This is a genomic window from [Pseudomonas] carboxydohydrogena (genome assembly GCF_029030725.1).
Lineage (GTDB): Bacteria > Pseudomonadota > Alphaproteobacteria > Rhizobiales > Xanthobacteraceae > Afipia > Afipia carboxydohydrogena.
Genome location: NZ_CP113162.1, coordinates 791,428 through 816,003 on the forward strand (window position 1 = coordinate 791,428; position 24,576 = coordinate 816,003).

At 62.3% G+C, this 24,576-nt stretch carries 30 protein-coding genes, 1 tRNA gene and 1 pseudogene; 20 read left to right on the forward strand and 12 right to left on the reverse strand.

Annotated features, from left to right (window positions below; all coding sequences use genetic code 11):
• Positions 1–130: 130 nt before the first annotated feature.
• Complete coding sequence (locus AFIC_RS03760; protein WP_275247835.1) at positions 131–1,075, forward strand: alpha/beta fold hydrolase; 945 nt, start codon at positions 131–133, stop codon at positions 1,073–1,075.
• On the opposite strand, the gene AFIC_RS03765 is transcribed toward AFIC_RS03760, so the two are convergent.
• Positions 1,072–1,827 (reverse strand): sulfite exporter TauE/SafE family protein, encoded by a 756-nt coding sequence (locus AFIC_RS03765; protein WP_275248632.1) that lies wholly within the window; start codon positions 1,825–1,827, stop codon positions 1,072–1,074. The genes AFIC_RS03760 and AFIC_RS03765 overlap by 4 nt on opposite strands.
• A 96-nt stretch (positions 1,828–1,923) precedes the next feature.
• Between AFIC_RS03765 and AFIC_RS03770 the strand changes: the two genes are divergently transcribed.
• Positions 1,924–2,820, forward strand: a complete 897-nt coding sequence (locus AFIC_RS03770) for a LysR substrate-binding domain-containing protein (protein WP_275247836.1) — start codon at positions 1,924–1,926, stop codon at positions 2,818–2,820.
• 3 nt (positions 2,821–2,823) lie between these two features.
• On the opposite strand, the gene hisN is transcribed toward AFIC_RS03770, so the two are convergent.
• Both hisN and AFIC_RS03780 read right to left on the reverse strand, forming a co-directional pair.
• Entirely contained in the window at positions 2,824–3,606 is a 783-nt protein-coding gene (hisN, locus tag AFIC_RS03775) for a histidinol-phosphatase (RefSeq protein ID WP_275247837.1), read from the reverse strand.
• A 567-nt stretch (positions 3,607–4,173) separates the two neighbouring features.
• Positions 4,174–5,061, reverse strand: coding sequence for an N-formylglutamate amidohydrolase (locus AFIC_RS03780; protein ID WP_275248633.1), 888 nt, complete (start codon positions 5,059–5,061; stop codon positions 4,174–4,176).
• Positions 5,062–5,249: 188 nt separating this feature from the next.
• Here AFIC_RS03780 and cpdR point away from each other — a divergent pair, with 188 nt between their 5' ends.
• A complete protein-coding gene (gene cpdR, locus AFIC_RS03785) occupies positions 5,250–5,618 on the forward strand; it encodes a cell cycle two-component system response regulator CpdR (RefSeq protein WP_002718512.1) in 369 nt (122 codons plus the stop codon).
• A 2-nt stretch (positions 5,619–5,620) separates the two neighbouring features.
• Here cpdR and AFIC_RS03790 read toward each other — a convergent pair whose 3' ends face one another.
• Positions 5,621–6,073, reverse strand: a complete 453-nt coding sequence (locus AFIC_RS03790; protein ID WP_275247838.1) for a DMT family transporter — start codon at positions 6,071–6,073, stop codon at positions 5,621–5,623.
• 151 nt (positions 6,074–6,224) lie between these two features.
• Between AFIC_RS03790 and AFIC_RS03795 the strand changes: the two genes are divergently transcribed.
• Positions 6,225–6,299: transfer RNA gene (locus AFIC_RS03795), tRNA-Val, on the forward strand.
• Positions 6,300–6,451: 152 nt separating this feature from the next.
• On the opposite strand, the gene AFIC_RS03800 is transcribed toward AFIC_RS03795, so the two are convergent.
• From AFIC_RS03800 to AFIC_RS03810, 3 genes are all read right to left on the reverse strand, one after another.
• Positions 6,452–7,030 carry a thioredoxin family protein gene (locus tag AFIC_RS03800; protein WP_275248634.1) on the reverse strand — a complete coding sequence of 193 codons (579 nt, stop codon included), beginning with the start codon at positions 7,028–7,030 and terminating at the stop codon, positions 6,452–6,454.
• A gap of 9 nt (positions 7,031–7,039) precedes the next feature.
• On the reverse strand, positions 7,040–7,771 hold the full coding sequence (locus AFIC_RS03805) for a cytochrome c biogenesis CcdA family protein (RefSeq protein WP_275247839.1): 732 nt from the start codon (positions 7,769–7,771) through the stop codon (positions 7,040–7,042).
• A 142-nt stretch (positions 7,772–7,913) separates the two neighbouring features.
• Entirely contained in the window at positions 7,914–8,237 is a 324-nt protein-coding gene (locus AFIC_RS03810; protein WP_275247840.1) for a DUF6522 family protein, read from the reverse strand.
• Positions 8,238–8,306: 69 nt separating this feature from the next.
• Between AFIC_RS03810 and AFIC_RS03815 the strand changes: the two genes are divergently transcribed.
• From AFIC_RS03815 to AFIC_RS03860, 10 genes and pseudogenes are all read left to right on the forward strand, one after another.
• A complete protein-coding gene (locus AFIC_RS03815; RefSeq protein ID WP_275247841.1) occupies positions 8,307–8,807 on the forward strand; it encodes a hypothetical protein in 501 nt (166 codons plus the stop codon).
• Positions 8,788–9,069, forward strand: coding sequence for a DUF2249 domain-containing protein (locus AFIC_RS03820; protein WP_275247842.1), 282 nt, complete (start codon positions 8,788–8,790; stop codon positions 9,067–9,069). The genes AFIC_RS03815 and AFIC_RS03820 overlap by 20 nt, the downstream gene beginning before the upstream one ends.
• Positions 9,063–9,275, forward strand: coding sequence for a hypothetical protein (locus AFIC_RS03825; RefSeq protein ID WP_275247843.1), 213 nt, complete (start codon positions 9,063–9,065; stop codon positions 9,273–9,275). The genes AFIC_RS03820 and AFIC_RS03825 overlap by 7 nt, the downstream gene beginning before the upstream one ends.
• A 72-nt stretch (positions 9,276–9,347) precedes the next feature.
• The gene (locus AFIC_RS03830) at positions 9,348–10,169 is read left to right on the forward strand and encodes a universal stress protein (RefSeq protein WP_275247844.1); all 822 of its coding nucleotides are present in this window, start codon (positions 9,348–9,350) and stop codon (positions 10,167–10,169) included.
• A 345-nt stretch (positions 10,170–10,514) separates the two neighbouring features.
• Entirely contained in the window at positions 10,515–10,775 is a 261-nt protein-coding gene (locus AFIC_RS03835; protein ID WP_275247845.1) for a DUF2249 domain-containing protein, read from the forward strand.
• A 65-nt stretch (positions 10,776–10,840) separates the two neighbouring features.
• Positions 10,841–12,190 (forward strand): hypothetical protein, encoded by a 1,350-nt coding sequence (locus tag AFIC_RS03840; protein WP_275247846.1) that lies wholly within the window; start codon positions 10,841–10,843, stop codon positions 12,188–12,190.
• Between the two features lie 20 nt (positions 12,191–12,210).
• Positions 12,211–12,744, forward strand: a complete 534-nt coding sequence (locus AFIC_RS03845) for a DUF2249 domain-containing protein (RefSeq protein WP_275247847.1) — start codon at positions 12,211–12,213, stop codon at positions 12,742–12,744.
• A 61-nt stretch (positions 12,745–12,805) separates the two neighbouring features.
• Positions 12,806–13,009 (forward strand): annotated as a pseudogene (locus tag AFIC_RS03850) (NifU N-terminal domain-containing protein); the annotation flags it as partial.
• Positions 13,010–13,153: 144 nt separating this feature from the next.
• Entirely contained in the window at positions 13,154–13,447 is a 294-nt protein-coding gene (locus AFIC_RS03855; protein WP_275248635.1) for a metal-sulfur cluster assembly factor, read from the forward strand.
• Complete coding sequence (locus AFIC_RS03860) at positions 13,441–13,680, forward strand: hypothetical protein (RefSeq protein WP_275247848.1); 240 nt, start codon at positions 13,441–13,443, stop codon at positions 13,678–13,680. Before AFIC_RS03855 ends, AFIC_RS03860 begins: the two co-directional genes overlap by 7 nt.
• 14 nt (positions 13,681–13,694) lie before the next feature.
• Here the strand turns inward: AFIC_RS03860 and AFIC_RS03865 are convergent, their stop codons facing one another.
• Positions 13,695–14,744 (reverse strand): tellurite resistance/C4-dicarboxylate transporter family protein, encoded by a 1,050-nt coding sequence (locus AFIC_RS03865; protein WP_275247849.1) that lies wholly within the window; start codon positions 14,742–14,744, stop codon positions 13,695–13,697.
• 200 nt (positions 14,745–14,944) lie between these two features.
• Between AFIC_RS03865 and cysK the strand changes: the two genes are divergently transcribed.
• Together cysK and AFIC_RS03875 are read left to right on the forward strand one after the other, a co-directional pair.
• Positions 14,945–15,958 carry a cysteine synthase A gene (gene cysK / locus AFIC_RS03870; protein ID WP_275247850.1) on the forward strand — a complete coding sequence of 338 codons (1,014 nt, stop codon included), beginning with the start codon at positions 14,945–14,947 and terminating at the stop codon, positions 15,956–15,958.
• A gap of 28 nt (positions 15,959–15,986) precedes the next feature.
• Positions 15,987–17,030 (forward strand): FAD-dependent oxidoreductase, encoded by a 1,044-nt coding sequence (locus AFIC_RS03875; protein ID WP_275248636.1) that lies wholly within the window; start codon positions 15,987–15,989, stop codon positions 17,028–17,030.
• 4 nt (positions 17,031–17,034) lie between these two features.
• Here AFIC_RS03875 and AFIC_RS03880 read toward each other — a convergent pair whose 3' ends face one another.
• Together AFIC_RS03880 and AFIC_RS03885 are read right to left on the reverse strand one after the other, a co-directional pair.
• Positions 17,035–17,640, reverse strand: a complete 606-nt coding sequence (locus tag AFIC_RS03880; protein WP_275247851.1) for a UbiX family flavin prenyltransferase — start codon at positions 17,638–17,640, stop codon at positions 17,035–17,037.
• A complete protein-coding gene (locus tag AFIC_RS03885) occupies positions 17,637–19,166 on the reverse strand; it encodes a UbiD family decarboxylase (protein ID WP_275248637.1) in 1,530 nt (509 codons plus the stop codon). Before AFIC_RS03885 ends, AFIC_RS03880 begins: the two co-directional genes overlap by 4 nt.
• Positions 19,167–19,288: 122 nt before the next feature.
• On the opposite strand from AFIC_RS03885, the gene ubiT reads away from it, so the two are divergent.
• From ubiT to AFIC_RS03905, 4 genes are read left to right on the forward strand one after another with little or no spacing between them, the layout of a single operon-like run.
• Positions 19,289–19,840 (forward strand): ubiquinone anaerobic biosynthesis accessory factor UbiT, encoded by a 552-nt coding sequence (ubiT, locus tag AFIC_RS03890; protein ID WP_275247852.1) that lies wholly within the window; start codon positions 19,289–19,291, stop codon positions 19,838–19,840.
• Entirely contained in the window at positions 19,831–20,808 is a 978-nt protein-coding gene (ubiU, locus tag AFIC_RS03895) for a ubiquinone anaerobic biosynthesis protein UbiU (protein WP_275247853.1), read from the forward strand. The genes ubiT and ubiU overlap by 10 nt, the downstream gene beginning before the upstream one ends.
• Positions 20,809–20,857: 49 nt before the next feature.
• Positions 20,858–21,787, forward strand: a complete 930-nt coding sequence (gene ubiV, locus AFIC_RS03900; protein WP_275247854.1) for a ubiquinone anaerobic biosynthesis protein UbiV — start codon at positions 20,858–20,860, stop codon at positions 21,785–21,787.
• Positions 21,788–21,825: 38 nt separating this feature from the next.
• The gene (locus tag AFIC_RS03905) at positions 21,826–22,224 is read left to right on the forward strand and encodes a hypothetical protein (protein ID WP_275247855.1); all 399 of its coding nucleotides are present in this window, start codon (positions 21,826–21,828) and stop codon (positions 22,222–22,224) included.
• A 9-nt stretch (positions 22,225–22,233) separates the two neighbouring features.
• Here AFIC_RS03905 and hemN read toward each other — a convergent pair whose 3' ends face one another.
• Complete coding sequence (hemN, locus tag AFIC_RS03910; protein WP_420833381.1) at positions 22,234–23,586, reverse strand: oxygen-independent coproporphyrinogen III oxidase; 1,353 nt, start codon at positions 23,584–23,586, stop codon at positions 22,234–22,236.
• Positions 23,587–23,728: 142 nt separating this feature from the next.
• Positions 23,729–24,427: a cyclic nucleotide-binding domain-containing protein gene (locus AFIC_RS03915; protein WP_275247857.1), complete on the reverse strand. Its 699-nt coding sequence runs from the start codon at positions 24,425–24,427 to the stop codon at positions 23,729–23,731.
• Positions 24,428–24,576: the final 149 nt, after the last annotated feature.

Below are 24,576 nucleotides of genomic sequence, written 5' to 3' on the forward strand. Positions count from 1 at the left end.
TTTCGTTCTGCGTGCAGCCTTAACTGGCCTGCACGAAGCTGATATGGAGATGTCCCCGGGACGTTCAAGAGGGTGCGGCACCCTTGCGAATGTCTGTATTTTCCCGCCATCGCCTGTCTTCGGCACCCGCATGACACTCGTTTCCATTCCCGCCAATCCGGTCCCGGACGATGTTGTTTCCGGAGCCATCAAGTCCCGCGATGGCGTGGAGCTGCGCTTCGCGCGCTGGGCGCCGCCAGCCGGGCGCAAGGGCACGGTCTGCGTCTTCACCGGGCGCGGCGAGTGCATCGAGAAATATTTCGAGACGGTGCGCGATCTGCGCGCGCGCGGCTTCGCGGTGGCGATGATCGACTGGCGCGGGCAGGGGCACTCGGCGCGGCAGTTGAGCGATTATCGCAAGGGCTACGTCCGCAATTTCAGGGACTACGAAGCCGACGTCGCCGCCTTCGTGCAGCAGGTGGTGATGCCGGACTGTCCGCCGCCTTATTACGCGCTGGCACATTCAATGGGCGGCGCGATCCTGTTGCGGGTGCTGCATGGCGGCTCGCGCTGGTTCGACCGCATTGTGATGACCGCGCCGATGATCGATCTGCCGGGCCGCACGACCGGCTGGCCGATCCGCACTTTGATCCGCACCATGCGCTTCGCCGGGATGGGTGGAAACTACATTCCGGGCGGCAGCAACAGGCTGGTCGGCACCGGGCCGTTCGCGGAGAATCCGGTGACGAGCGATCCGGTTCGCTACGCGCGCAATGCTTCCATTCTGGAGGAAGACCCGACGCTCGGCATCGCCTCGCCAACGGTCGGCTGGACCGATGCCGCGTTCCGCACCATCCTCGGATTCCGCGCGACGACCTATCCCTCGCGCATCCGCCAGCCTTTACTGTTACTGGCGGCGGGCCACGACACCGTGGTGTCCACGGCGGCGATCGAGGAATTCGCCTATCATCTGCGCACCGGATCGCATCTCGTCATCGCGGGCGCGAAACACGAAATCTTGCAGGAGCAGGACCGCTACCGCGCCCAGTTCTGGGCGGCATTCGACGCCTTCGTGCCCGGCACGTCTTCGTTCTAGATCAGGTTCAACTGCACGATCTTGTCGATGGCGAGATAGGCGCCGAGTGCGATCATCGAATACAGGAACCAGCGGCGGAAGGTTTCCGGCGGCATCCGCAGGCGCAGCACCTGTCCAAGATACATCCCGATCAGCGCGGCGATCAGGCCGAGCGTCGCGGGCAGCGCAATGTCTGCGGTGAGAAAGCCGCCGCTTCTCAGGTTGAAGAGCATCGCCACGGTGGATGTGGTGAAGAACACGCCGAGCGCCTGGATGAATTCGTCGCGCTCCATGCCGAGCGCGTGGATGAACGGCATCGCCGGGATCACCTGCACGCCGGTGGCGGCCGCGATCAGGCCGGACAGATACCCGCAGATCGCCCCGATCCATCCTTCCTTCCCCTTCGCGACGTGAAACTGCGGCCGCCGCAGCGAGATGACGGAATAGACGATCAGCAGAAGGCCGAGCAGGATGGTGCCGTAAGGCGCGAACGGTCCGGACAGGAAATCGGCGCCGGACCATACGCCGAGGCAGCAGGCGAGCAATAGCGGCCACAGCCGCCGCACGATGCGGAAGAAATACGGGCCGCCGAACGTCTGCCAGAGATTGGTGATGATGGCAGGGCCGATCACGATGGCGATGGCGTGGGCGGGCGGCATCCGCGTTGCAAGCAGGCCGATGGCGACGGTCGGCAGGCCCATGCCGATTACGCCCTTCACGAAACCGGCCAGCATGAACACCAAAGCGATGGCAATGAGAATCGGGTCGATCATGGCGCGCACATTGACCGCTGCGGGAGCCGGATACAATGTGGAGGTTACGGACACAGCCTCCGGAATATCCGAAGGCTAGAGAAAAGGTGTTTGCCGGTGCGGCTCTTCGATCTTGTCGATCTCAATCTGTTCGTCGCGGTGGCGGAAACCGGGAACATCACGCGCGCCGCGAGCCGCGCAGGTCTGGCGCTCGCCTCCGCCAGCGCGCGGATCCGGCATCTGGAGGAGGCGCTGGGGGTGACGCTGCTGGAACGCCAGCGGCTCGGCGTCAAACTGACGCCGGCGGGCGAAAAACTGCTCGATCACGCGCGGCTGGTGCTGCATCAGGTCTCCGAGATGCGCAGCGAGGCCGCGTCCTACAGCGGCGGCGTGCGGGGCCATATCCACATTCTCTCCAACACCTCGGCCGCGAGCGAACATCTGCCGCGCTCGCTCGCGTCATTTCTGGCGAAGCATCCCGCGATCAGCATCGATGTGGAAGAGCGCAAGAGCGCGGACATCGCGCTGGCGCTGGCCTCGGGCACCGGCGACATCGGCATCGCGGTCGAAAGCGCGATGGGGGAGGGGCTCGATCACTTCCGTTTCTGCGACGACCGGCTGGTGCTGATCTGCGCCCGCGCCGACGAGCTGGCGCGGCGGCGGGTGGTCCGCTTCGCCGAGGTGGCGGGTCGCGCTTTCGTCGGCCTCTCGGAAGGCTCGGCGTTGCAGGATCATCTTGCCGCCCATGCGGCTCGGCTCGGGCGCAGACTTAATCTGCGCGCGCGGATCAAGACGCTCGACGCGGTGGGCCGTCTGGTGGAGGCGGGTGTCGGCGTGGCGATCATTCCCGAGACCGCCGCGCGGCGCTGCGCGCAGACGATGAAGCTCAAGGCGGTGCGGATCGGCGATCCGTGGGCGCATCGCCATCTGGTGATTGCGACCCGCGCGCGCCACGCTCTGCCGAAAGCGGCGCGGCAGCTTGTCGATCATTTGAAAGCGGTGGCGAAGGCGTAGGCTTCACGCTTGCAGCATCTTCAACACCGTCTCATGCAGCCGCTTGTCGCCGGAGGCGACGATGCGGCCGCCGTTCTCTGCGCCTTCGCCTTCCCATGTGGTCATGACGCCGCCCGCGCCGTGCACGATCGGGATCAGCGCCGCGACATCGTGCGGCTTCAGTTCGGTCTCGATGACGATGTCGAGATGCCCGGCCGCGAGCATGCAATAGGAGTAGCAATCGCCGCCATAACGCGACAGCCGCACCTCCTGCTCGACATGCGCGAACTGCGCGCGGTCGGCGTCGTTCATCAGGCGGGGGCTCGTTGTGAACAATGTCGCTTCCGCCAGCGAGGCGCAGCGGCGGGTGGAGAGTTTGCGTTTGCCGTTGCGGCCCTGATAGAGCGCAGCGCCGTTGTCGCCGGAAAACCGCTCGCCGATATAGGGCTGGTGCATCATGCCATAGGCGGGCTGGCCGCGATGGGTGAGTGCGATCAGCGTGCCCCAGATCGGCATTCCGGAAATGAACGACTTGGTGCCGTCGATCGGGTCCAGCACCCAGACATATTCGGCGTCGGAGCGCTCGGTGCCGAATTCCTCGCCGATGATGCCGTGCTGGGGAAAGCTCTCCTTGATCATCCGCCGCATCACCGCCTCGGCGCCGCGGTCCGCTTCGGTGACGGGGTCGAGGTCGCGGCCGGTGTTCTTGTTGTCGATGCCGAGAGAGGTGCGGAAGAACGGCAGGATGGTGTCGCCGGAGGCCGAAGCCAGGCGTTCGATGAAGGCAGTAAAATCGATGACCGTCACGGAGAACCTTTTGTTGTTTGCTGCTTTGGGCCTGCGCGCCGCGTCGCTGCCTTGTCTGGAAGTCGTGTTTCGGCGTCGTGGAGTTCGACGCCCTGAAAGGAGTGTAGCCCGGAGCAAATGCCGGACAGCAAAAGAATCCGCCCGCGAGCTAATTTCTGATCGGGGATTCTATTGAAGCACTGCAACATGCAATCCTGTCATAAAGCGAACTTCATGATTCATATCTTGGTCTAGAATTTTATCGTTATGCCAGAGGCTTAACCTTTTAAGCGATTGAAATCACAGAGTCGTTATTACCACCCGTCGTGCAGTTTTGCCGTTTCAGCATGTTGTGAACGCATAGCTAATTGAACGATTAGACTTGAATTTGGGTGCGGTGCAATGCATATTGGTGCAACGCGATAGCGCGATGTGCTGTTGCTGCCCTCCTTGGGCGTTTCCTCCCTAGACTTAGGCCACTCGCTTGCGGGTGGCCTTTTTTCTTGCCCGCATGTTTTTGATCGGTCCGCTGCTGGCCACGCACAATCATGCGTTTCGCGCCGCGCCGAATGTCGGGATGAAGCGTGGTTATTCCGCCGCCGCCTCGAACGGGCCGGACGCATCGAAACGTAGCGCCGTCAGTTCTTCCGCCAATGCGGAGAAATCGGCAGCCACTTTACGGAATTGCGGGCCGCGCTCGCGCCTGCGCTCGTCCATGTAGATCGCGCGGTTCAGTTCGATCTGGATCGCATGCAGGCCGCTTGCGGGATTGCCGTAATGCTCGGTGATGAAGCCGCCGGCATAGGGCTTGTTGCGCCCGACGCTGTAGCCGAGGTTCGTGAAGATGTCTTCGACCGTATCGGCCAGCGCCGCCGCGCATGAGGTGCCGTAGCGATCGCCGAGCACGACGTCAGGACGGCGCTTGTCCTCGCGCGACACGCCGATGGACGGCATCGAGTGGCAATCCGCGACGATGGCGTAGCCGAACAACTGCTGCGCCTTGGTCGCGAGCCGCCGCAATGCGCGGTGATAGGGCTTGTAGAGCAGGTCGATTCGCGCCAGCGCGTCATTCACCGACAGCCGCTCGCGATAGATTTCCTGCCCGTCGCCGATGACGCGCGGAATGGTCCCGAGTCCGCCCGCGACCCGCATCGAACGGGTGTTGGCGAAACTTGGCAGCCGGTCGTCGAACATCCGGGGGTCGAGTTCGTAGGGCTCGCGGTTGACGTCGACATAGCAGCGCGGAAAGTGCACCCGCATCACCGGGAAGCCCTCGTCGGCGAGGTGGCCGACGATCTCGTCCATGAACGAATCCTCCGACCGGCGCAGCATGTCGTGGTCGATGCGGGTCGCGGCGAGGAATTCCGCCGGGTAGACCGAGCCCGAATGGGGCGAGTTGAAGATGATCGGGGCGCGCCACGTTTCCGGTTCGTGAATTTCGAACGGAGGAGAAATTGCGTCGTCAAACTCGTCGATCATTGGGCTCCTTCGGGTAGCCACGTCCCGGCGCGGTGGCCGGATGTGACACCCTTTTCTACAGCATCCCGATTGTCCATAAAGGCTTCCATTCGGGCAAGAGCGAGGGCACCTTCACCCGAAATTTACCCTCTGTCGGTCAGATGGGGGAACCAACTGAAATTCCCAAACCCGGATTCCCGACTGCCATGAATATCCAGCATAAAATTCTCCTGGCCGAAGACGATAACGACATGCGCCGCTTTCTGGTGAAAGCGCTGGAGAACGCCGGTTTTCAGGTCTCGTCCTACGACAACGGACTGTCAGCCTACCAGAGGTTGCGGGAAGAGCCCTTTGAAATGCTTCTAACCGATATCGTGATGCCGGAAATGGACGGTATCGAGCTGGCCCGCCGCGCCTCCGAGTTGGACCCCGACATCAAGATCATGTTCATCACCGGTTTTGCCGCGGTGGCCCTGAATTCCGATTCGGAAGCCCCCAAGAACGCCAAGGTGCTGGCCAAGCCCGTGCACCTGCGCGAATTGGTCAGCGAAGTGAACAAGATGCTGGCCGCCTGAGTTCAGGCCCGGATCAGCACCACCCCGAGGATCAGCAGGGCGCAACCGGTCAGCCGCGGCAGGTCGATGCTGTGCTGGGGCACGCCCAGAATGCCGTAATGGTCGAGCGCGACCGACATCACCATCTGGCCGGTGACGAACAGCGCCAGCAGCGTGGCCGCGCCGAGCCGCGGCAAAAGCAGGATCGCGGCCACCACATAGACCGCGCCGAACAAGCCGCCGAACCATGACAGCCACGAGGTTTTGGCGAGATCGGCGCCTGTCAGCCATGACGAGCCGCTGATGAAAACGTACACCGCCATCGCGATCGCGCCGCCGACATAGCTGATGAAAGCCGCCCATGAGGCCGAGTTGAGGGCCGCGCGCAGGTCGGCATTGACGGCGGCCTGGAAAACGATCGACGCCCCGGCGACGACGGCGAACGCCGCCAGAGTGAGAAATTCGACAATTCCCATAGTAATAATGTCCCCGCAGATTCCGCCCGATGGCCATACTGGGCCCCCGTGGCGGCCGGGGGCTAGGCGACTTTCGGACATCGCGGCTTGCGCCATGGGGACCAAATCGATATAGGGTCGGCTTCCCGAACAGATGGACCGGGTTTGGACCGGGCGCGTAGCTCAGCGGGAGAGCACTTCCTTGACATGGAAGGGGTCACAGGTTCGATCCCTGTCGCGCCCACCACCCAGCCTCACCGGATTAAACTCCACGGCCGCTGGCTTGCGATTTCACCCGTGCGGTAATTGCACGCGTGGCCCTGGTTTCGGCCCATCGTTCAGGTGGTCTCCGGAAGGCGTCCGACTTTCCCGCCGGGAGCGGCTTCGATCCGCCGGGCTTTAGTCATTTGCGTTCGCCGCTCGCCCCTTGGACATGCGGATGTGATAGTTCGGGAAGGATTCCCCGGTTTCGTATCCCTTGTCTCGCACCCAGTGAAACAGGTCGAGGAAGGTCCCTTTCTTGAAAGCGCCCGGCATCGTCGCGACGGCGGCATCTCTGACGGTCGTATTCTTGGGAGCGGTCTCGGGGAGAAACACGATCGTCGGCGTAAAAATAAAGCCCCATTTCCGGGCAGCCGTCTTTTCGGTGAGCTTGGTGCCGTCAAGATCGGTCACTTCCTCATCGCCGAACAGATTGTATTCAACCACCATGAAATTCTTCTGGAGGTAGTCTCGGACTTCCGGATCGGACAGCACCTTTTCGTGCATTTCCTTGCAGTAGATGCAGCCGCGCTGTTCATAGATAATGACCAGACGCTTTCCCTCCGCGGCCGCGGACCTGATGTCTTCGCCGACATCCTTGAATGTGACGGCAAACCACGGTTCCCGATGTAACCCATCTTCGCCGACCTCGCCGGCACGAACTGCACTCAGCCCGAATAAAACCAGGCTGGCGGCAATCATCGAGATTCTCAGCATCTTCATGTCCTATCCAAGAGTTTGGAACGCTGGAAACATCTTTATCAGCAAGTTTGAAATCTCGGACATCTTTCCTGTCACGAAAAGTATGCCGGTCAGGACGAGGAGGCCACCGGCAACTTTCTCGACCTTATCGAGATGGGTTTTGAATTTGGCGAATAGATGCATGAACTGTCCCATGAAGACGGCAGCGAGAATAAAGGGGATGCCGATCCCGAGGGAATACGCCATGAGAAGAAGAGCGCCGTGCATCGCGGAGCCCGCGCTGCTTGCGATGAGAAGAATGGCTGCCAGTATCGGTCCGACGCAGGGCGTCCAGCCGAAGGCGAAAGCCAGGCCAACAACATAGGCGCCGACTAAACCGGCGGGCTTGCGGTCGACGTTCAGGCGAAGCTGTCGATAGAGAAACTCGATACGAAAGACGCCCAGAAAATGTAGCCCCATCACAATGATGATCAGGCCGGCGATGACGGACAGGGTGTCGAAATATTGAGCGACGGTCTTTCCGATAAGGCTCGCCGTCGCGCCCAGCGCGACGAAGACCGTCGTAAAGCCAAGAACAAATGCAACCGCGACCGCAGCCAGACGCAACCGCGAGCGATCGGCTCTCGTATCGCGTAGATCGTCAAAACTAATGCCCGCCATCCAGGCGAAATAAGGAGGAACGATCGGCAAAACACAGGGCGAAATAAATGAGAGCAGGCCAGCCAGCAAAGCGCTGCTCAAAGAGATGTCCAGCATTTCCTGTCGCGGCTCCCTGCCGTTGCTTGTGTCAAATATAACTGATTTCAGATTCGCGTGAATGTGGATTATCCGGCATTATATCCATAATCATCGCGATTTACATCGTAGCCTGACGGCCACGCATTTTTTCAAACAGTATTTAGGTGGCTGGCGTCCCTGACAGCGGGCGGTCGGCGAAGGCGACGATCGATTTGCGCAATATGCGGCCTTCCAGATCCGTGCTCAGGCGCGCGCGGCGATTGCTGTAAAAGAAGCTGAGGCGGAATTCTCCCGCGTGTTCTTCGAACCCGCGCTCGCAGACGCTGGTGATTTCTCCCTGACGCATCAGGAGCGGCACGCGTGAGGCGGAAAGACCCAGCAGTTCGCCGATCAGCGCTGCATCCACCATGAATGTATCGTCGCTGATATCGACCGCGCCCTGGCGGGTAGTTGCCGGGCTGTTCTCCCTGGGACATTTGACCATTGCATTTCTCCTTGCCGAAACACCGTAAAAGATATATACAAAATATATCTTTTAGACGGGAGATCAATCGTGACCCTTCAGATGGAAATGCAGGCGGGTTCGCGTCCCGCGCATGGCCCGGCTCTCTGTCAGGCGCTGCCGCCGCCGCCGCCAATGGATCGCGGCGTTGCGACGCCGGTCCGGCTTTCAACGGCGGAGCTTGCGTTCCGAATCTTTGCTATCTTTCGCGGGCATCCGCACATCAGCAACGTGCTGACGCACATTTCGCGCGCGAACTGGACCCAGGTGGAGCGTGAGCTGAACGTCATTCTGAACCCGGCGGCGACGGCCGACCGGCTTTCGCCGCTGGCGCGCAACATCGTCGATTTGATGTGCGCCGAGCGCGGCGTGACCGGGAAGATTCTCAAACCATACTTCCATGCCGCCTTGCAGAGGTTGCTTGGACCGGAGGAGGCGGAGTCGCTGATCCGCCATGTCGATGCGCTGTTTCTTGAGATCGAATGGAAGGCCGATCATCCCGGGCCGGCTCTCTCTGCCAAGGAGGGCGGCCATGACCGAACCGCGCACTGACGAGCGGGTGATCGACGTTCTCGACATCGAGCCTCAACACCGCCACGCGATCCTGTTTCGCCTGTTCGAACACCTGACGCCGGATCAATCGTTGCAGCTTGTCGTCGATCACGACCCAAGGCGGCTCCGCATGCAACTGGAGGCGTCTCATGGCTCGCGATGCGGCTGGTCCTATCTGGAGCAAGGTCCCGATCGCTGGCGGGTCCGCCTGCGTCTGCTTGCGCACGAAGGTGCGCGTCAGGATGGGAGGCCGGAATGTTAAGCAACTCGCATCGTTACGTGCTGCCGCAGAGCGAGGCGGAATGGAGATCGCTGGAGGCGATGATCGGCGAGGACTTCGCAAGGTGTCACCCGGGCGAGACGCTGGAGGATATCAGGCGCCGGGCCGCGTTCTCGAAGGAGGACAGGGGTCTGCTCCGGGACTGGGTGGCGGCCGCATCCGGGCATAAAATATATCGTGCCGTTTGATCTAGCTCATGCCGCCGCCGCCCCGGGCAGTTATCGTTGAGCAACCAGACCCGCTGAATACGGGAGGCTGCCGTGAGCTACAAATCGATTGGCGCGAGCATGGCGCTCGGCACCTCGAACAGGGCGTGTCTGACGATCGCGGCCGAACTCGCGGAGCGTTTCCATGCGCGCGTGATCGGGATGGCGGCAACGACATTGCCCGCGCCACTCTATTATACCGATGGTTCGTATGGAGCCGAATTTCTGGAACGCGAGGGGGCGGGCCTTCGCCAGAGCCTTGTGCATGCGGAAGCGGAATTCCACCACGCATTGGATGGGCGCATCAAAACTGCCGAGTGGCGCGATAGCCTGACCATCGCCAAGGATTTCATTCCGGCGCAAGCCCGTAGTGTCGATATCGTTGTCACCGCCGCACAGGGGGAGGGCGACAGCGATCCTTACGCCATGGCCAGCCCATCCGATCTGGTGATGGGGGCCGGACGCCCGGTCCTGATCGTGCCGCCGTCGGCGACATGGCTGGATTTGCGCCGGATTCTCGTGGCGTGGAAAGACACCCGGGAATCGCGCCGCGCGGTTGCCGACGCGCTGCCGCTCCTTCAAAAGGCGGAAGAAGTCACCGTCGCGGAAGTCTGCGATGCGCTCAGCGAACCGGCGGCGAGCGAGCGGGCCAATGATGTGGCGGCATGGCTGGCCCGGCATGGCGTGGCTGCCTCGGCGATCACGAAGGAAGACACCAATACGCCGGAGAACCTGGAGACCATCGCATCCGATATGGGTGCGGGTGTGATCGTTGCCGGCGCCTACGGCCACTCACGGTTGCGGCAGTGGGTCCTTGGCGGGGTGACGCAGCATTTCATCACCCGCCCGTCGCGATGTGTACTTTTGTCGCGCTGAGGCATCGCTGACAGGAGCAGGCGCGGCGATCGCTTTCCGCGTCATGACATCCCCGCTCTCGATTTTGTGAAGCAGAAACTCTCGGCCGAAAAAGCATCGGCGGCCTTTGCCGTTCGCATGGATGCCCGCGCGATCAGGACGCCGCGGATAGCGCGGACGAAACCGTCTTAAAACATATATTGACAATGTATCTTTTAGGGACGATGCTTCTCCCATCTGAAGACGGCAGGCCGCAGACATCGAACGACGCAGCGGTCTTCGGGAGACGACGTTCCGCGCGTTCGCGGACGCGGTGCGGCGCAAGCGCCGGCCGATCGAGATCAATCCCATGGTAGGAGCCTGACTATGTCCGATGCCACCAACACTTCGAACGTCAACAAGGTCGATGTGCGCAGCCTGATCCCGGCGCAGCGCCACGCGAAAATCTTCGAACTCGTAAACAAGCTGACGCCCGGCGGAAGTTTCATCCTGGTCAACGATCACGATCCGAAGCCGCTGTACTATCAGCTCGAGGCTGAATATCCGAAGCAGTTCTCCTGGACCTATGTCGAGCGTGGACCGGAGGTCTGGCAGGTGGAGATCGGCAAGCTCGCAAAGGCTGCCTGAGTCTTTCCCGCGAGGCTCGCGCCGGAATTCCATGCACCGGCGCGGGCTTCGATAAGGAGGTGCGCATGGTCGGCGTTTCACTGTCGCGATGGTCGATGTCCTATTTTGCCGCGGCGCTCGTTGCGTTGCTCGCGGCCGAAATCATGATGGCGACGGGCTTCGGCTTTCCGGCCGTGGCGATCGCATCGCCCGATACGCTGATCCTCGTGCATGTCGTCGCCATCGGCTGGCTCAGCCTTTTGATGTGCGGCGCGCTTCTCCAGTTTCTGCCGGTTCTCGTGGCGCAACCGCTCCATAGCAATGCGCTTGCGGTGCCTGCGCTGGCTTCGCTGATCGGAGGTCTTGCAGCCTTGATTCTCGCGTTCCTGCAATTCGGAGGACGCATCGATGTGGGCATTCCTTTCTTCACGGCGGCCGCCATCCTGTTGAGCATTGGTTTCGCGCTGGTGCTGTATAATCTCGTGCGGACGATGATCGCGTCGAAGACCGTGCCGCTGCCGGCGTGGTTCGTCGCGGCGGGGCTCGCGAGCGTCGTCGCGACGGTAACGCTCGGGGTGATTTTCTCTCTCGTACTGGGAGGCGTGATCGAATCCGGGCCGCTCTTTGCGCTGGTCGGAGCAGGGCTTCCCATTCACGCGGTCGCGGGTCTCGGCGGCTGGCTCACCTTTACGGCGGTCGGCGTGAGCTATCGGCTGCTCGCGATGTTCATGCTGGCACCGGAGCTTGAGGGCGCGCGCCCGAAAAGTGCGTTCTATTTGGGTACGGCGGCGCTCACGATCGTGATCGTCGGCGGAGTTGTCACGATTCTTCTCGAAGGCAACCTGTCGCTGACATTTCTTGCCGCGCTGGCCGTGGCGCTTCCGGCATGCGCATTTTACGGCCTCGATGCCGTCCATCTCTATCGTGCGCGCAAGCGCCGGAATATCGAACTCAACAGCCGAACGGCCGGGATCGCTCTCGGTTATCTTGCTGTGTCGGTCGCGCTGATCCTGGTTCTTCTGGCGTTGGGGCGCCTGGGCGATCACATCGGCGTCGTGGTCTTTCTGGTCGCATTCGGCTGGCTCACGGGGCTTGGGCTCTCCCAGCTCTACAAGATCGTGGCATTTCTCACCTGGCTTGAATGCTACGGACCGGTGCTCGGCAAGATCCAGACGCCGCGCGTGCAGGACCTCGTGGTGGAGGCGCGCGCGATCAAGTGGTTCGTCCTCTATTTCGCAGCGGTCGGGATCGGTGCTGTGGCGCTGCTTGCGGATGCGCCGACGGCCTTCCGGCTTGCCGCCGTTGCGATGGCCGCCGGGACCACAGGCATTGTCGCGCAACTGATACGCACCCGCCGTCTGGCGGATGTGAAGGCGGAGGCGCGCCTGCCGCAGGGCGTCCATCTCCCGCACCTTCTGCTGTCGTGCCACACCTGATCGAAAGAGGAGATTATGCGATGACAACATCGTTCGTTGAACTGGATGTCCGGCCGATCCTCCGCGATGGCGGAGAACCTTTCGGAGAAATCATGGGCGCGGTGACCAGGCTCCAGCCGGGGCAGGGGTTGAAATTGCTCGCGACCTTCAAGCCCACGCCGCTGTTCAGCGTGCTCGGCTCGAAGGGTTTCAGCCATGAAGCGCGCGAGATCGGCGGCGGGGATTGGGAGGTTCTTTTCAGCCCGGCGGACGGGGTGCCAAACTCGGAACCGCCTGTGGCCGCGCCCGCGCGGGACACGGCGGAGTGGCCCGATCCCGCCCAACATCTCGATAACCGCGATCTCGATCCGCCGGAACCGATGGTGCGCATTCTCGCGGCCACGGAAGAATTGAAGAAGGGCGAGGTGCTGTCCGCTCTGTTGTGCCGCGAGCCGATCTTCCTGCTTCCGGAGCTTGCGAAGCGCGGTCATGCCTGGCGTGGCGGCTTCGAGAGTGACGGCAAGACCTACAAGATTCTGGTGCGGATCGGCGCGGCCGATATGGCTGCTGTCTGAGCATGCAGTTTCGTGGCCGCCGTTTCATCGCGGCCGCGAGGTCTGACGCAGGAGGTGTGCAATGTTCATTCAGACGGAAGAAACGCAGGATTCCGAACGGCTGAGATTTCTCCCGGGCCGTGAGGTGCTGCCCGAGGGGACGCTTAACCTCAAGACAAAGGAGCAGGCCGCTTCGTCGCCGCTCGCTGAGCAGCTTTTCGCGATTCCCGGCGTCGCCGGCGTGCTGCTCAACAAGGATTCGATCGTGGTGACGCGGTCGGGCTCGGACTGGCAGCATCTCAAGCCTCCGATTCTAGGCGCGATCATGGAGCACTTCATGTCCGGCGCGCCGGTGGTGCGAACGCCGCCCGGCGTTTCCGCTCCCGCCGTCGCATCGGGCGGGGAGGGCGATGCGAGCGCCACCGGACAGATCCGCGAGGCATTGCGGCGGGTGATCGATCCTGAGCTTGGCTACAACATCGTCGATCTCGGCCTTGTTTACGATGTCACGGTCGAGGATGGCGGCGTCACCATCGTGACGATGACGACGACCACGCCGGGATGCCCGGCGACGAATTATCTGAAGACAGGCGCGGGCGAGGCGGCGAGTTCGGTCGATGGGGTGGAGTTTGTCGATGTCAGGCTGACCTATGAGCCGCGCTGGACGCCGGACATGATGACGCCCGAGGCGAAAGCGCATCTGGGTATCGGGAGCCAATGGTGAGCGAAGCCGTCGCGCCAGTGCGTCGTCCGGGCGAGGATAAGGTGATCGCAGGGGCCATGCGCCTGCCTGAAATTCTGCTGGCGAGCCTGACGGCCCTCGCCGCCGCCGGAGAAGTCGAGCAGGCTTGCCGTCTCGCCGGTCAAGCCTGCGTGATGCTGCGCGCCAGCGATCCTGCCGCGTCACGCCGTTTCGACGTTCTTCTTCACCGGCTGACGCGCAAGCTCGATTGGTGAGAGCATTGTCTCCGTTAGTGGCGCAGCCCGCGCGCCAGCGCGCGCAGCATGCCGACGAACGTGATCGTCCATGCCACCAGTGCGACGTACAGAAATATGCGCGGCAGCCCGGCCAGAAAGCCGAACTCCATGGCGCGATCCATTTGCCAGGTGCAGGCCGCATACATGCCGAGCGGAAACACCGCGCCCCAATACAGCGGATCGTATTCGAATGGAAATCTCTCGTAGCCGTAGCGCCAGATGCCGAGCAGAAGCAGCATCGGTATCCACCACGTCCCGGTCGCCCAGTAGAACACCGTGAAGCCTTTCAGGAACGGCAGCAGCGACGCCAGATAGGGCGCATGCGGCGCGTTCTGGATGAGCAGGGAGCCGGCCAGCGTCGAGATCGCCATCGCACCCATGTTGATCCAGTAGGGTGGCGCGAGGTCTCCGGGCGAGAACTGAAAGAACGCGTAGCGATAGAAGATCAGCGACATCATCCAGATGTAAAGCATGCCGCCCCATAGCCACATCGACAGGGCCATCAGGTTGAGTTCGAGCCGGTAGGGCTGTCCGATGCGCGCAGCGAGCAATGCGCTGGATACGGAAAGAGCCTGTGTCGCGACGACCGCGAGCAGCCAGCCGCCATTGATGCCCTTGTCGAGCGTCGGCTTGCTGCGCTTCACGGTGAAGGCCGTGAAGATCGTGTAGGTCAAGCCGACCCAGAGCAGGATGGCGAACATCCATAATCCCGCGCCGGCCGCGACGTTTTCGTGCAGCACCATGAACTGGCTGGCCAGAATGCCGGTGCCTGCCACCGTGGTGAAATAGCCGGGCCCGCGCAGATGGGCGATCATGTCGCCGAAGAATCGTTGCGGGTAATACCAGGCCCGCAAGCCGTAGAGCAGGCACAGGACGGCGTACTGCACGATGTTCAGATAGAACAATGCAATCGCGATGTCCGGATGCTCCATCATGAAGGCGGCCAGCGATACGATGCCGGTGGCCATCACCAGACCGAAATAGGCTGGCGACAGATCTTCGAGATTGAAGGCGGGGCTCCCTTCGCGAGGGTTGACGGTCATCGATGGTCTCCCTGCGTTCGGCGCGCGCCTCCGCGCGCGCCGTCGCCCCGTACTCTGGCGGACTATCTCTATACGGCAACCGCATCAATGCAAATTTGCGCCGAAGCAAAGAATCGCCTCGCAGCGCCGGATAGGATCGGGGTACCGGATGATCGCGCGGCGATTTCATCGCGCCGCGGCCGGAAAGATTGGGCGAGCCGATGAACAAGCCTGCTATTCCCCTCAATGTGCCGGGTCGCGGCCGCGTCTATGGTTCGATCACGGAGACGATCGGCAATACGCCGATGGTGCGGCTGGATAAATTCGCCAGGGAAAGGGGCGTTGCCGCCAATCTCATCGCCAAGCTTGAGTTCTTCAATCCTGTCGCCTCGGTGAAGGATCGTATCGGGGTGGCGATGATCGAGGCGTTGGAGGCGGCCGGTCGCATCGCGCCGGGCAAGACCACGCTGATCGAATCGACATCCGGCAACACCGGCATCGCGCTGGCCTTCGCGGCGGCGGCGAAAGGCTACAGGCTGATCCTGACCATGCCCGAGACCATGTCGGTGGAGCGCAGGAAGATGCTGGTGTTCATGGGCGCGCAATTGGTGCTGACCGATGGCGCCAAGGGCATCAAGGGCGCGATCGCGAGAGCCGAGGAGCTTGCCGCCACGCTGCCCGACGCGGTGATCGTGCGGCAGTTCGAGAATCCGGCCAATCCGGAAATCCATCGCATCACCACCGCCGAGGAGATCTGGAACGATACCAGCGGCGGTGTCGATATTTTCGTGGCGGGCGTCGGCACGGGCGGCACCATCACCGGCGTCGGGCAGGTGCTAAAGCGCCGCAAGCCATCGGTTCAGGTCATCGCGGTGGAGCCGGAGACTTCGGCGGTGCTGTCGGGCGGCGAGCCCGGCCCGCACAAGATTCAGGGTCTGGGCGCGGGCTTCAGGCCGGAAGTGCTCGATACCGCGATTTACGACGAGGTGGTCAGGGTCTCGGATGAAAATGCGATCGCCAATGCGCGGCTTGTCGCGCGGCTGGAAGGGGTGCCGGTCGGCATCTCGTCCGGTGCGGCGTTGCAGGCAGCCGCCGAGATCGGTTCGCGGCGGGAGAACGCGGGCAAGAACCTTGTCGTGCTGCTTCCGTCCTTCGCCGAGCGTTATCTGTCGACGTTGCTGTTCGATGCGCTGGAGCCATGGAAGATCGCCAATACAACGAAGCGGAGGCGATAATCGGCGCATCCGGTTCGGGACAGGGATGATGTTGAGAGAGCCGCCTTCTCCGAAGGGAGCATCTTCCGTCACGGTCATTGGCGCCGGTGTCGCGGGAAGCTGGCAGGCGCTGCTGTTTGCATGCGCGGGTTATGACGTCACGCTGCTTGATCGTGACGACATCAGGATGACCTATGCGACCAGTCACTGGGCGGGGGGAATGCTGGCGCCATGGTGCGAAGGCGAAGTCTCCGAGCCACTGATCACGCATCTCGGAACGCGTTCGCTCGAACTGTGGCGTCAGCATCTTCCCGGCACGTCGTTTAACGGCTCCCTTGTCGTGGCCCAACCGCGCGACCGTTCCGACTTCGAGCGCTTCGCGCGGCTGACGGCGGGCCATGATCGCCTCGACGCGGAGGGGGTCGGAGAGCTTGAACCGGCGCTGTATGGACGGTTTCACGCAGGGTTGTTCTTTGCGGGAGAAGGGCATGTCGAGCCGCGCGCGGTGTTGCCGCAACTGCATGCGAGGTTCGTCGCCGCCGGCGGTATCATCAAGTTTCAGTCGGACTGCGATCTCGACAGGCTCGCGCTTGAAACCGATGGCATCGTGATCGATTGCCGCGGCCTTGCTGCCAGAGACAAGTTTTCAGATCTGCGTGGCGTCAAGGGCGAGATGGTTGTCGTCGAGGTGCAGGACTTCAAACTGTCGCGCCCGGTCCGCCTGCTGCATCCGCGCTGGCCGATTTATGTCATTCCGCGCGAGGACAATTGCTTCATGATCGGGGCGACGAGCATTGAAAGCGAGGACACCGCCGTCAGCGTGCGCTCGACCATTGAATTGCTGACTGCGGCTTACGTCATTCATCCGGCTTTCAGGGATGCCTATATCCTTGAGGTCGGCGCGGGGCTCAGGCCCGCGTTCCCGGATCATCTGCCGCGCATCGTTGTCAGCAGGAAAAAGATATCGGTCAACGGCCTTTATCGCCACGGCTTCCTGCTCGCGCCCGTACTCGCCGAGATGACGCTCGCTTATGTCCAGCGCGGATTCATCCATAACGAAGTGATGCGATCGTCCTTCGAGGTGATGTCCTGACGGACTATCGTTGGACCGCATCCCGGACGTGGTCTTCGCCTTCCCATTCATGCGCGGGAAGATGAAGATCGAGGTCGAGAAGGTCGATGGCCCGGCGCGCGGTCTGGTCGATCACTTCGGTCATTGACGCGGGCTTGTGATAGAAGGCTGGCACCGGCGGCGCAATGATAGCCCCGATTTCGGTGGCGGCGGTCATCGCCCGCAGATGACCGAGATGCAGCGGCGTTTCCCGGACCAGAAGCACGAGCCTGCGCCGCTCCTTGAGCTGGACGTCCGCCGCGCGCACCAGAAGGTTGCTCGCGGCGCTGGTTGCGATCGCGGACAAAGTGCGGATCGAGCAGGGCGCGACGATCATGCCCGCCGTGCGGAAAGAGCCGCTGGCGATGCTTGCGCCGATGTCTTCATCCGCATGATGACGCGTGGCCATTGAGGCGAGCGCCGACAGCGCATTGCGCCCCACCTCGTGAAGCAGCGTTCGTTCGGCATGATGCGTGACGACCAGATGGATGTCGCATTGGTCGGTCTCAGTCAGCAATTCGACGACGCGCACGCCGAGCGCCGCGCCCGACGCGCCGCTGATGCCGACCACGATTCGCAAGCGGCCGCTCATTGTTGTCTCTCCGTGGGCTTGATGTCTGATGGAAGACCGAGCCGCTGCCAAAGCCCGTTCACGCGCGCGACCACGGCGTCGTCCATGTCGAGGACACGGCCCCATTCGCGATCCGTTTCAGGCGGCAGCTTCGTGGTCGCGTCGATGCCGACCTTGCCGCCGAGGCCGGGCTTCGGTGACGCGAAGTCGAGATAGTCGATCGGCGTATCGGTCAGCGTGACGAGATCGCGCGATGGATCGGAGCGCGTGGAAACCGCCCACATCACATCGGACCAGTTGCGGACGTCGATATCCGGATCGACGAGGATCAGGAATTTCGTGTAGGTGAGTTGCGGCAGCATCGACCACAGTGCGAGCATCACCCGCCGCGCCTGTCCCGGATAGCGTTTTGAGATCGACGCGACGGCGATCCGGTACGAACAGGCTTCGGGAGGCAGCCACAGATCGACGACTTCCGGAATCCGTTTTTTCACCAGCGGCACAAGAAGTTCGTTGAAGACTTCGCCGATGCGGGACGGCTCATCCGGCGGGCGTCCGGTGAAAGTTGAAAAATAGGTCGGCTTCCACCGCATGGTGATGGCGGACACGCGCATCACCGGAAAATTCTCGACGGCATTGTAATAACCGGTGTGATCGCCGAACGGTCCTTCGGGAGCCGTTTCATCGGGAGAGACGGTGCCTTCGATGACGATCTCGGCTTCCGCGGGCACCATCAGCGGAACGCTGACGCAGCGCGCGAGCGGCAGGCGCGCCCCGCGCAGAAGACCGGCGAAGCGGAACTCCGAAAGCGTTTCCGGCAGCGGAAGTGCCGCCGTGAGCATCGTCGCCGGATCAGCGCCGATCGCGATCGCGACCGGCATGTCGAGACCGCGCGCCTTCCACAGATGATGATGGCGCGCGCCGCCGCGATGGGCGAGCCAGCGCAGGATCAGGCGATTGCGATCCAGTACCTGCATGCGGTAGACGCCGACATTGACGTTGGCGTCCGTCGCGTCGTCGGGCGAGCGGGTGACGACCATCGGCCATGTAACGAGCGGAGCCGGTTCGCGCGGCCAGCAGACCTGCACCGGCAGCCGCGCGAGGTCGATCGAGTCGTCTCGCCAGACGATGTCGTGCACGGGCGGCGTATCGATGTACTTCGGGCGCATCGCCATGATCCCGCGCGCGAGCGGCAGTTTTGCCATCGCGTCCGCGAGGCTGTGCGGCGGCTCCGGCTCGCTCAGCTCCGCCAGCGCCCGGCCGAGGTCCGGCAAATGCTCAGGATCGACGCCAAGTCCCCAGGCAACGCGCTCGCGCGTGCCGAACAGATTGACGAGAACGGGCATCTCGGAGGCCGCGCCGTCGGCCTTGATGGGCTGCTCAAACAGCAGTGCGGGACCGTTGCGCTGAAGCACGCGCCTGTGAATCTCGGTCATCTCGTGGACGACCGAGACCGGCTCGCGGATGCGGACAAGTTGGCCCTGGGTCTCGAGGTAAGAGAGAAAGCTGCGCAGGCTTTTGAAAAGAGGCTGGTCGCGACGCAACAGAGGCGTGGTCTCCGGAAAAGATTTCCCGTGTCTTTCCTGAAGCAGAAGGCATCAACATTCATTGTCCCCGAACAAGGAATTCGCCTAAGGCCGATGATATGACCGCCACAGAGGAGACTCTGATGCCGGCGTCCGGCCCGTTCATTTCGAGAGTGCCGCCGGTGTTGGCGTTTGTCGGGCAATACCTGCCGCTGTTGCCGTTGCAGCCGGTGCTTGGCGCATGCCTGCATGGAATCCAGAGGCGACATCCGCAAATCTTCGATCGCCTCGGTACGCACGCCGCGAAACGGTTTGGACTCGACCCGACGGACCTGCCTTTCGTCTTCGTGCTGGAGCCCGCGCGCGTGAATCCGAAAGTTGTCGCGGTTAGGTCGATGCCGCAGGTCGACGTCAAGGTGACGGGGAGCATCGCGGCGTTGATCGGCCTCGTGGATGGCTCCTGCGATGGCGATGCGCTGTTTTTCTCTCGGGATATACGGGTCGAGGGCGACATGGAGGCTGCGGTCGCGTTGCGCAATGCCATCGATGAAGCCGGGATCGACATCGTCGCGGAATCCATCGCCTGGCTGGGGCCGTTGTCGCCCATTGCCGCGCAGATTCTGCGCGGCGTCATCGGCAATCCGCCCGGCCAGCAGCAAAGCGGGCTGGCGCCAGAGGGGCGCCCATGGAATTGATCTGCCCTGCCGGGACGCCTGCCGCGCTCAGGGCCGCCGTCGATGCGGGCGCGGATGCGGTGTATTGCGGGTTTCGCGATGAAACCAACGCGCGCAATTTCCCGGGCCTGAATTTCAGCCCCGAGGAATTGAGGGCCGGAATTGCCTACGCCCACAACCATGGCGTCAGGGTTCTCGTCGCCATCAACACATTCGCGCGAGCAGGATCGCTCGACGTGTGGGAGCGCGCGGTGGACGCCGCCACCGACGCCGGGGCGGATGCGCTGATCGTCGCGGATGTCGGAGTCCTCGACTACGCCGCCCGGCATCATCCGTATCAGCGCCTGCATCTGTCGGTTCAGGCGGCGGCGGCCAATCCGGATGCGATCGATTATTATGTGAAGGCGTTCGGCGTGCGCCGGGTCGTTCTGCCGCGCGTGCTGAGCGTGCCCGAGATCGCGGCGATCACGCGGGAGGTCGATTGCGAGACGGAAGTCTTCGTCTTCGGCGGCCTTTGCGTGATGGAGGAGGGGCGCTGCTCGCTCTCCTCCTACGCCACGGGAGAATCCCCGAACATGAATGGCGTTTGCTCGCCCGCGAGCCATGTTCATTATCGCGAGCAGGATGGACAACTGATCTCGCGCCTCGGCGCGTTCACCGTCAACAAGTTCGCCGCGGGAGAGCCTGCCGGATACCCGACGCTTTGCAAGGGGCGTTTCCAGACCGAGCACGGCGCTGGCTACCTTTTCGAGGACCCGGTCAGTCTCGATGCGACATCCATGCTGCCGGACTTGCGAAGGGCCGGCGTGACGGCGCTCAAGATCGAGGGCCGGCAACGCGGCCGCGCCTATATCGAGCGCGTGGTCCGCAGCTTCCGCCAGATCCTCGCGGGGCTGGAGAGCGACCTTGCAGGTCCGTCCGGTGATCTTGTCGCCCTCACCGAAGGCCAGTCAACAACGGCGGGAGCCTATCGCAAGAGCTGGCGATGATGTCATTCCCGCCCGCCATTGACGGCGCATTTCATATGAGGTTGCGTTGATGCAGTTGACCCTTGGGCCTGTGCTCTACAACTGGGCTCCCGATCGGTGGCGGGACTTTTATTTTCGCATCGCCGAGGAGGCCCCTGTGGATGTGGCCGTCATCGGCGAAATCGTCTGCTCGAAACGTTCGCCGTTTTTCGCCGAGCACATGCCCGCGGTGATTGAGCGGCTCGCGGCCTGCGGCAAGCAGGTCGTTCTCGGGTCCCTGATTCTGGTGTCGCTGAAGCGGGAGCGCCAGCAGATGGCGGAGCTGGCCGCGAACACCGATTTCATGGTGGAGGCGAACGACCTCACTTGCCTTGGCTCGCTTGCGGATCGTCCGCACGCGATCGGGCCGTTCGTCAACATCTACAACGAGGCGACGGCATCCTATTTCGCGCGCCGGGGCGCGCAGCGGATTTGCCTGCCGCCGGAACTGCCGATGGATTCGATCCGCGCCATCGCGACGGGCTTGCCTGACGTGACGACGGAGGTCTTCGCGTTCGGCCGCGTGCCGCTTGCGATTTCCGCGCGCTGTTATCATGCCCGCCTTCACAAGCTGTCGAAGGACAATTGCCGTTTCGTCTGCGAGAAAGATCCCGATGGATTGGCTGTCGCTACGCTCGACGGTGAGCCGTTCCTCGCCATGAACGGCGTGCAGACCATGTCCCATGCCTGCGCCAATTTGCTCGGTGAGGTGGACGATCTCGCGATGGCCGGTGTCGGGGCGCTTCGGCTGTCGCCGCAGCAATGCGACATGGTTGCGGTGGCTCGGGTCTTCCGGGACGTGATCGATGGTAGGCGGGCCTATGAGGACGGCATGCATGAATTGTCGCGCATCTATCCTGACGTGCCTTTCGCGAATGGCTTTGTGCACGGACAGCCGGGTGCGGCGTTCGTTGCCAGCGAAGCGGGCGCGGAGCCGCGAATGCGGGACGCCGTTCAGTGAAGCGCAACGACATGGCGCGATGTGGTGAGGAGGCTGTGATGGGTGAGAAGGGACGTACCTGTGAAGCGCTGGATTTGATCGGGCGACTGGAGACAGTGCTGACGCGCATGGATCTCGACTGTAGTTGCCGCGAGATTCTGAGCGATGCTCTGGAACGATTCTCCAATCTTGAGGAGCAGCGCCTGTCGCGGCGGTCGCTGCTGCGCGCGCGCGACCACAAGGATCGTATCGACGCCATTCTCATGCTTCTTTCCGAACTCGATCAACTGACGGAGAACGAGAAGGACCGCACGGTTTTCACGGAAATGGCGCTTCTGTTCGACGAGATCGGCCGATCGGCAGAGGCCGGTGCGGCGGCCTTGCGCGACATCGAGCCGCCGACCCTGAATTGCCCGCGCAACGAGTTGCCGCGCGCGGTCATCGTTCTCAAGCGATAGCTGGCGGCGTCACACCGCGCGGCTATAGACCGGGCCGGAGGTTCCGAGATAGGCGTCGAATGCGGCGGCGACGCTGCGCACGAGGTGACGTGTGTCGTCCGCGACCGAAAGCACAGGTCCTTCAAGCCGGACGATGCCATCGGCGATCAGCATGTCCAGGCGGTCGGCCGATCGCAGCACTGTCTCCGGCCTTGTGCCGTGTCTTGCGCAGGCCTGCTGCAAGTCGACGTGAAAATCGCACATGATCCGTTCGATGATGTCCGCGCGCAGGCGGTCGTCGTCGCTCAGCGCATAACCCTTCCGTGTCGGAAGGTTGCCGTTGCCGATCTGCGTCCGGTAGGTCAGGGGCGCGACTTCGTTCTGAACGTAACCCTGTTCCAGCCGCCCGATGGCGCTGGCGCCGAAGCCGATCAGGATGTCGCTGTCGTCGGTGGTGTAGCCCTGAAAGTTGCGGTGCAGGTGTCCTGCCGCCTGTGCCGTCGTCAGGCTGTCGGCGGGAAGGGCGAAATGATCGAGGCCGATCTGCCGGTAGCCTGCATTGGTCAGGCAATGGGCGATCATGTTGGTCTGAAGGTGGCGCTGCTCGCCATCCGGAAGCGCTGTCTCCTCGATCTTGCGCTGATGCTTCTTGAATGTCGGGATATGAGCGTAGCCGAAAACCGCGAAGCGGTCGGGGCGAAGCTGCATGCATTTCTGAACGGTATCGAAACACGACGCCACCGTCTGGTGTGGCAGGCCGTAGATCAGGTCGAAATTGATGCTGTTGATACCTGCCGCCCGCAGTCCTTCGGTCACGGCGGCGGTGTCTTCAAAACTCTGAATGCGGTTGACGGCCTGCTGGACGGCGGGATCGAAACTCTGCACGCCGAGGCTTGCCCGCGTGACGCCGTTGGCGCCGAGTGCGCGCGCCATCTCGGGTGTCAGCCTGCGCGGGTCGATCTCGATGGCGATTTCGGCGCCGGGCAGAAAATCGAATTTTCGTCTCAGGACGGTCATGAGGTCCGAGAACTGGTCCGGCGTCATGATCGTCGGCGTGCCTCCACCGAAATGCACCGCGCCGACCTTGAGCCGCTGCCCAATATGGTCCGTCACCATCTCGATCTCTTGGCTCAATGCTGCGAGATATTCGGCGACGGGCTCGTGACGCCGGACGATGGTGGTGTTGCAGCCGCAATACCAGCACATGGATTGGCAGAACGGAATGTGCAGATAAAGCGACACCGTTTTGTCTCGCGGAATTCCCGCAAGCCATTGGCGGTACGTATGCTGTGTGATCGATTCGGAAAAGTAAGGCGCGGTCGGATAGCTGGTGTAGCGCGGCAGACGTTCTTCGCCATACCGGCGGTTAAGGCCGGATCGCATCTGAAGAAGTCGTGGAACTGTCATGCGCGATCTTCCGAATATCAGGATCGCGAAGCAGCATTCAGCAAATCCGCCCCGTCCGCCTTGCGTTAGCGCAATATCGGGGGGTGCGGTGTTCTTTGTGATGGCGGGGAGTGCGGTTTCAGGACGCGGGGTCGTCGATCAACCGCTGGGGCCGCGCGAACAGGGTGAGCTGATTCTTGTCGTCGATGACGATTTCCCGCCCGCGAATCCGCACGCCGTGGTCCGTCAGATACGCAAGGTTGCGCGACAGGTTTTCCCGCGTGGTGCCGATATGCGATGCCAGCGTGCCCCGGTCGAATGGGATGACGACGTTTCCCTGATGGGTATCCTTCTGGGCTTCGGCCAGTATCCAGTTGGCCAGCCGTTCGACGCTCGATCTGGCCATGTACCCTTTGAGTTTCTTGACCGAGCCGCGATACGCGCGCGCAAGCTCTTTCGCGATCACGCGGGCGAAGACGATGTCCTGGGCGAATACCTCGCGGACCCGCTCGGCGGGAATCAGCAGAACGCGCGATTCGAGCAGCGTTCGCGCCGAACTCAGATAGGGCTGGTGGCTGATGATGGCCGCGGGAATGAAAGCGGAGACCGGATTAACCAGCGAGATGCCCCATTCTCCGCCATCCTGCTCGGTATAGATTTCGGCAAGGCCGTCGATCAGGACATGCAGAAAATCGGCCTGGGTGTTTTCATGGATCAGAACGACGCCTGCCGGAAATTTCTGTAACAATGCTGCGTCAAAAAGACGTCCGAGATTTTCCGGACTCATTCCGGAGAACATCGGCAGTTCCTGTAACTGTTTGATATCGTCAGTGCGCAAGGCCGGCCCTCCACTTACGGTGGCGGTCGAGGTGTGATTTTTATCAAATCCGAATTTAGCAAATGTCACTTTGCGGTGCACATAAGATCATTCGGAAATGTGTACTTTCATATAATTCGAGGCTGAAAATACTATCTTGATCCACCGCA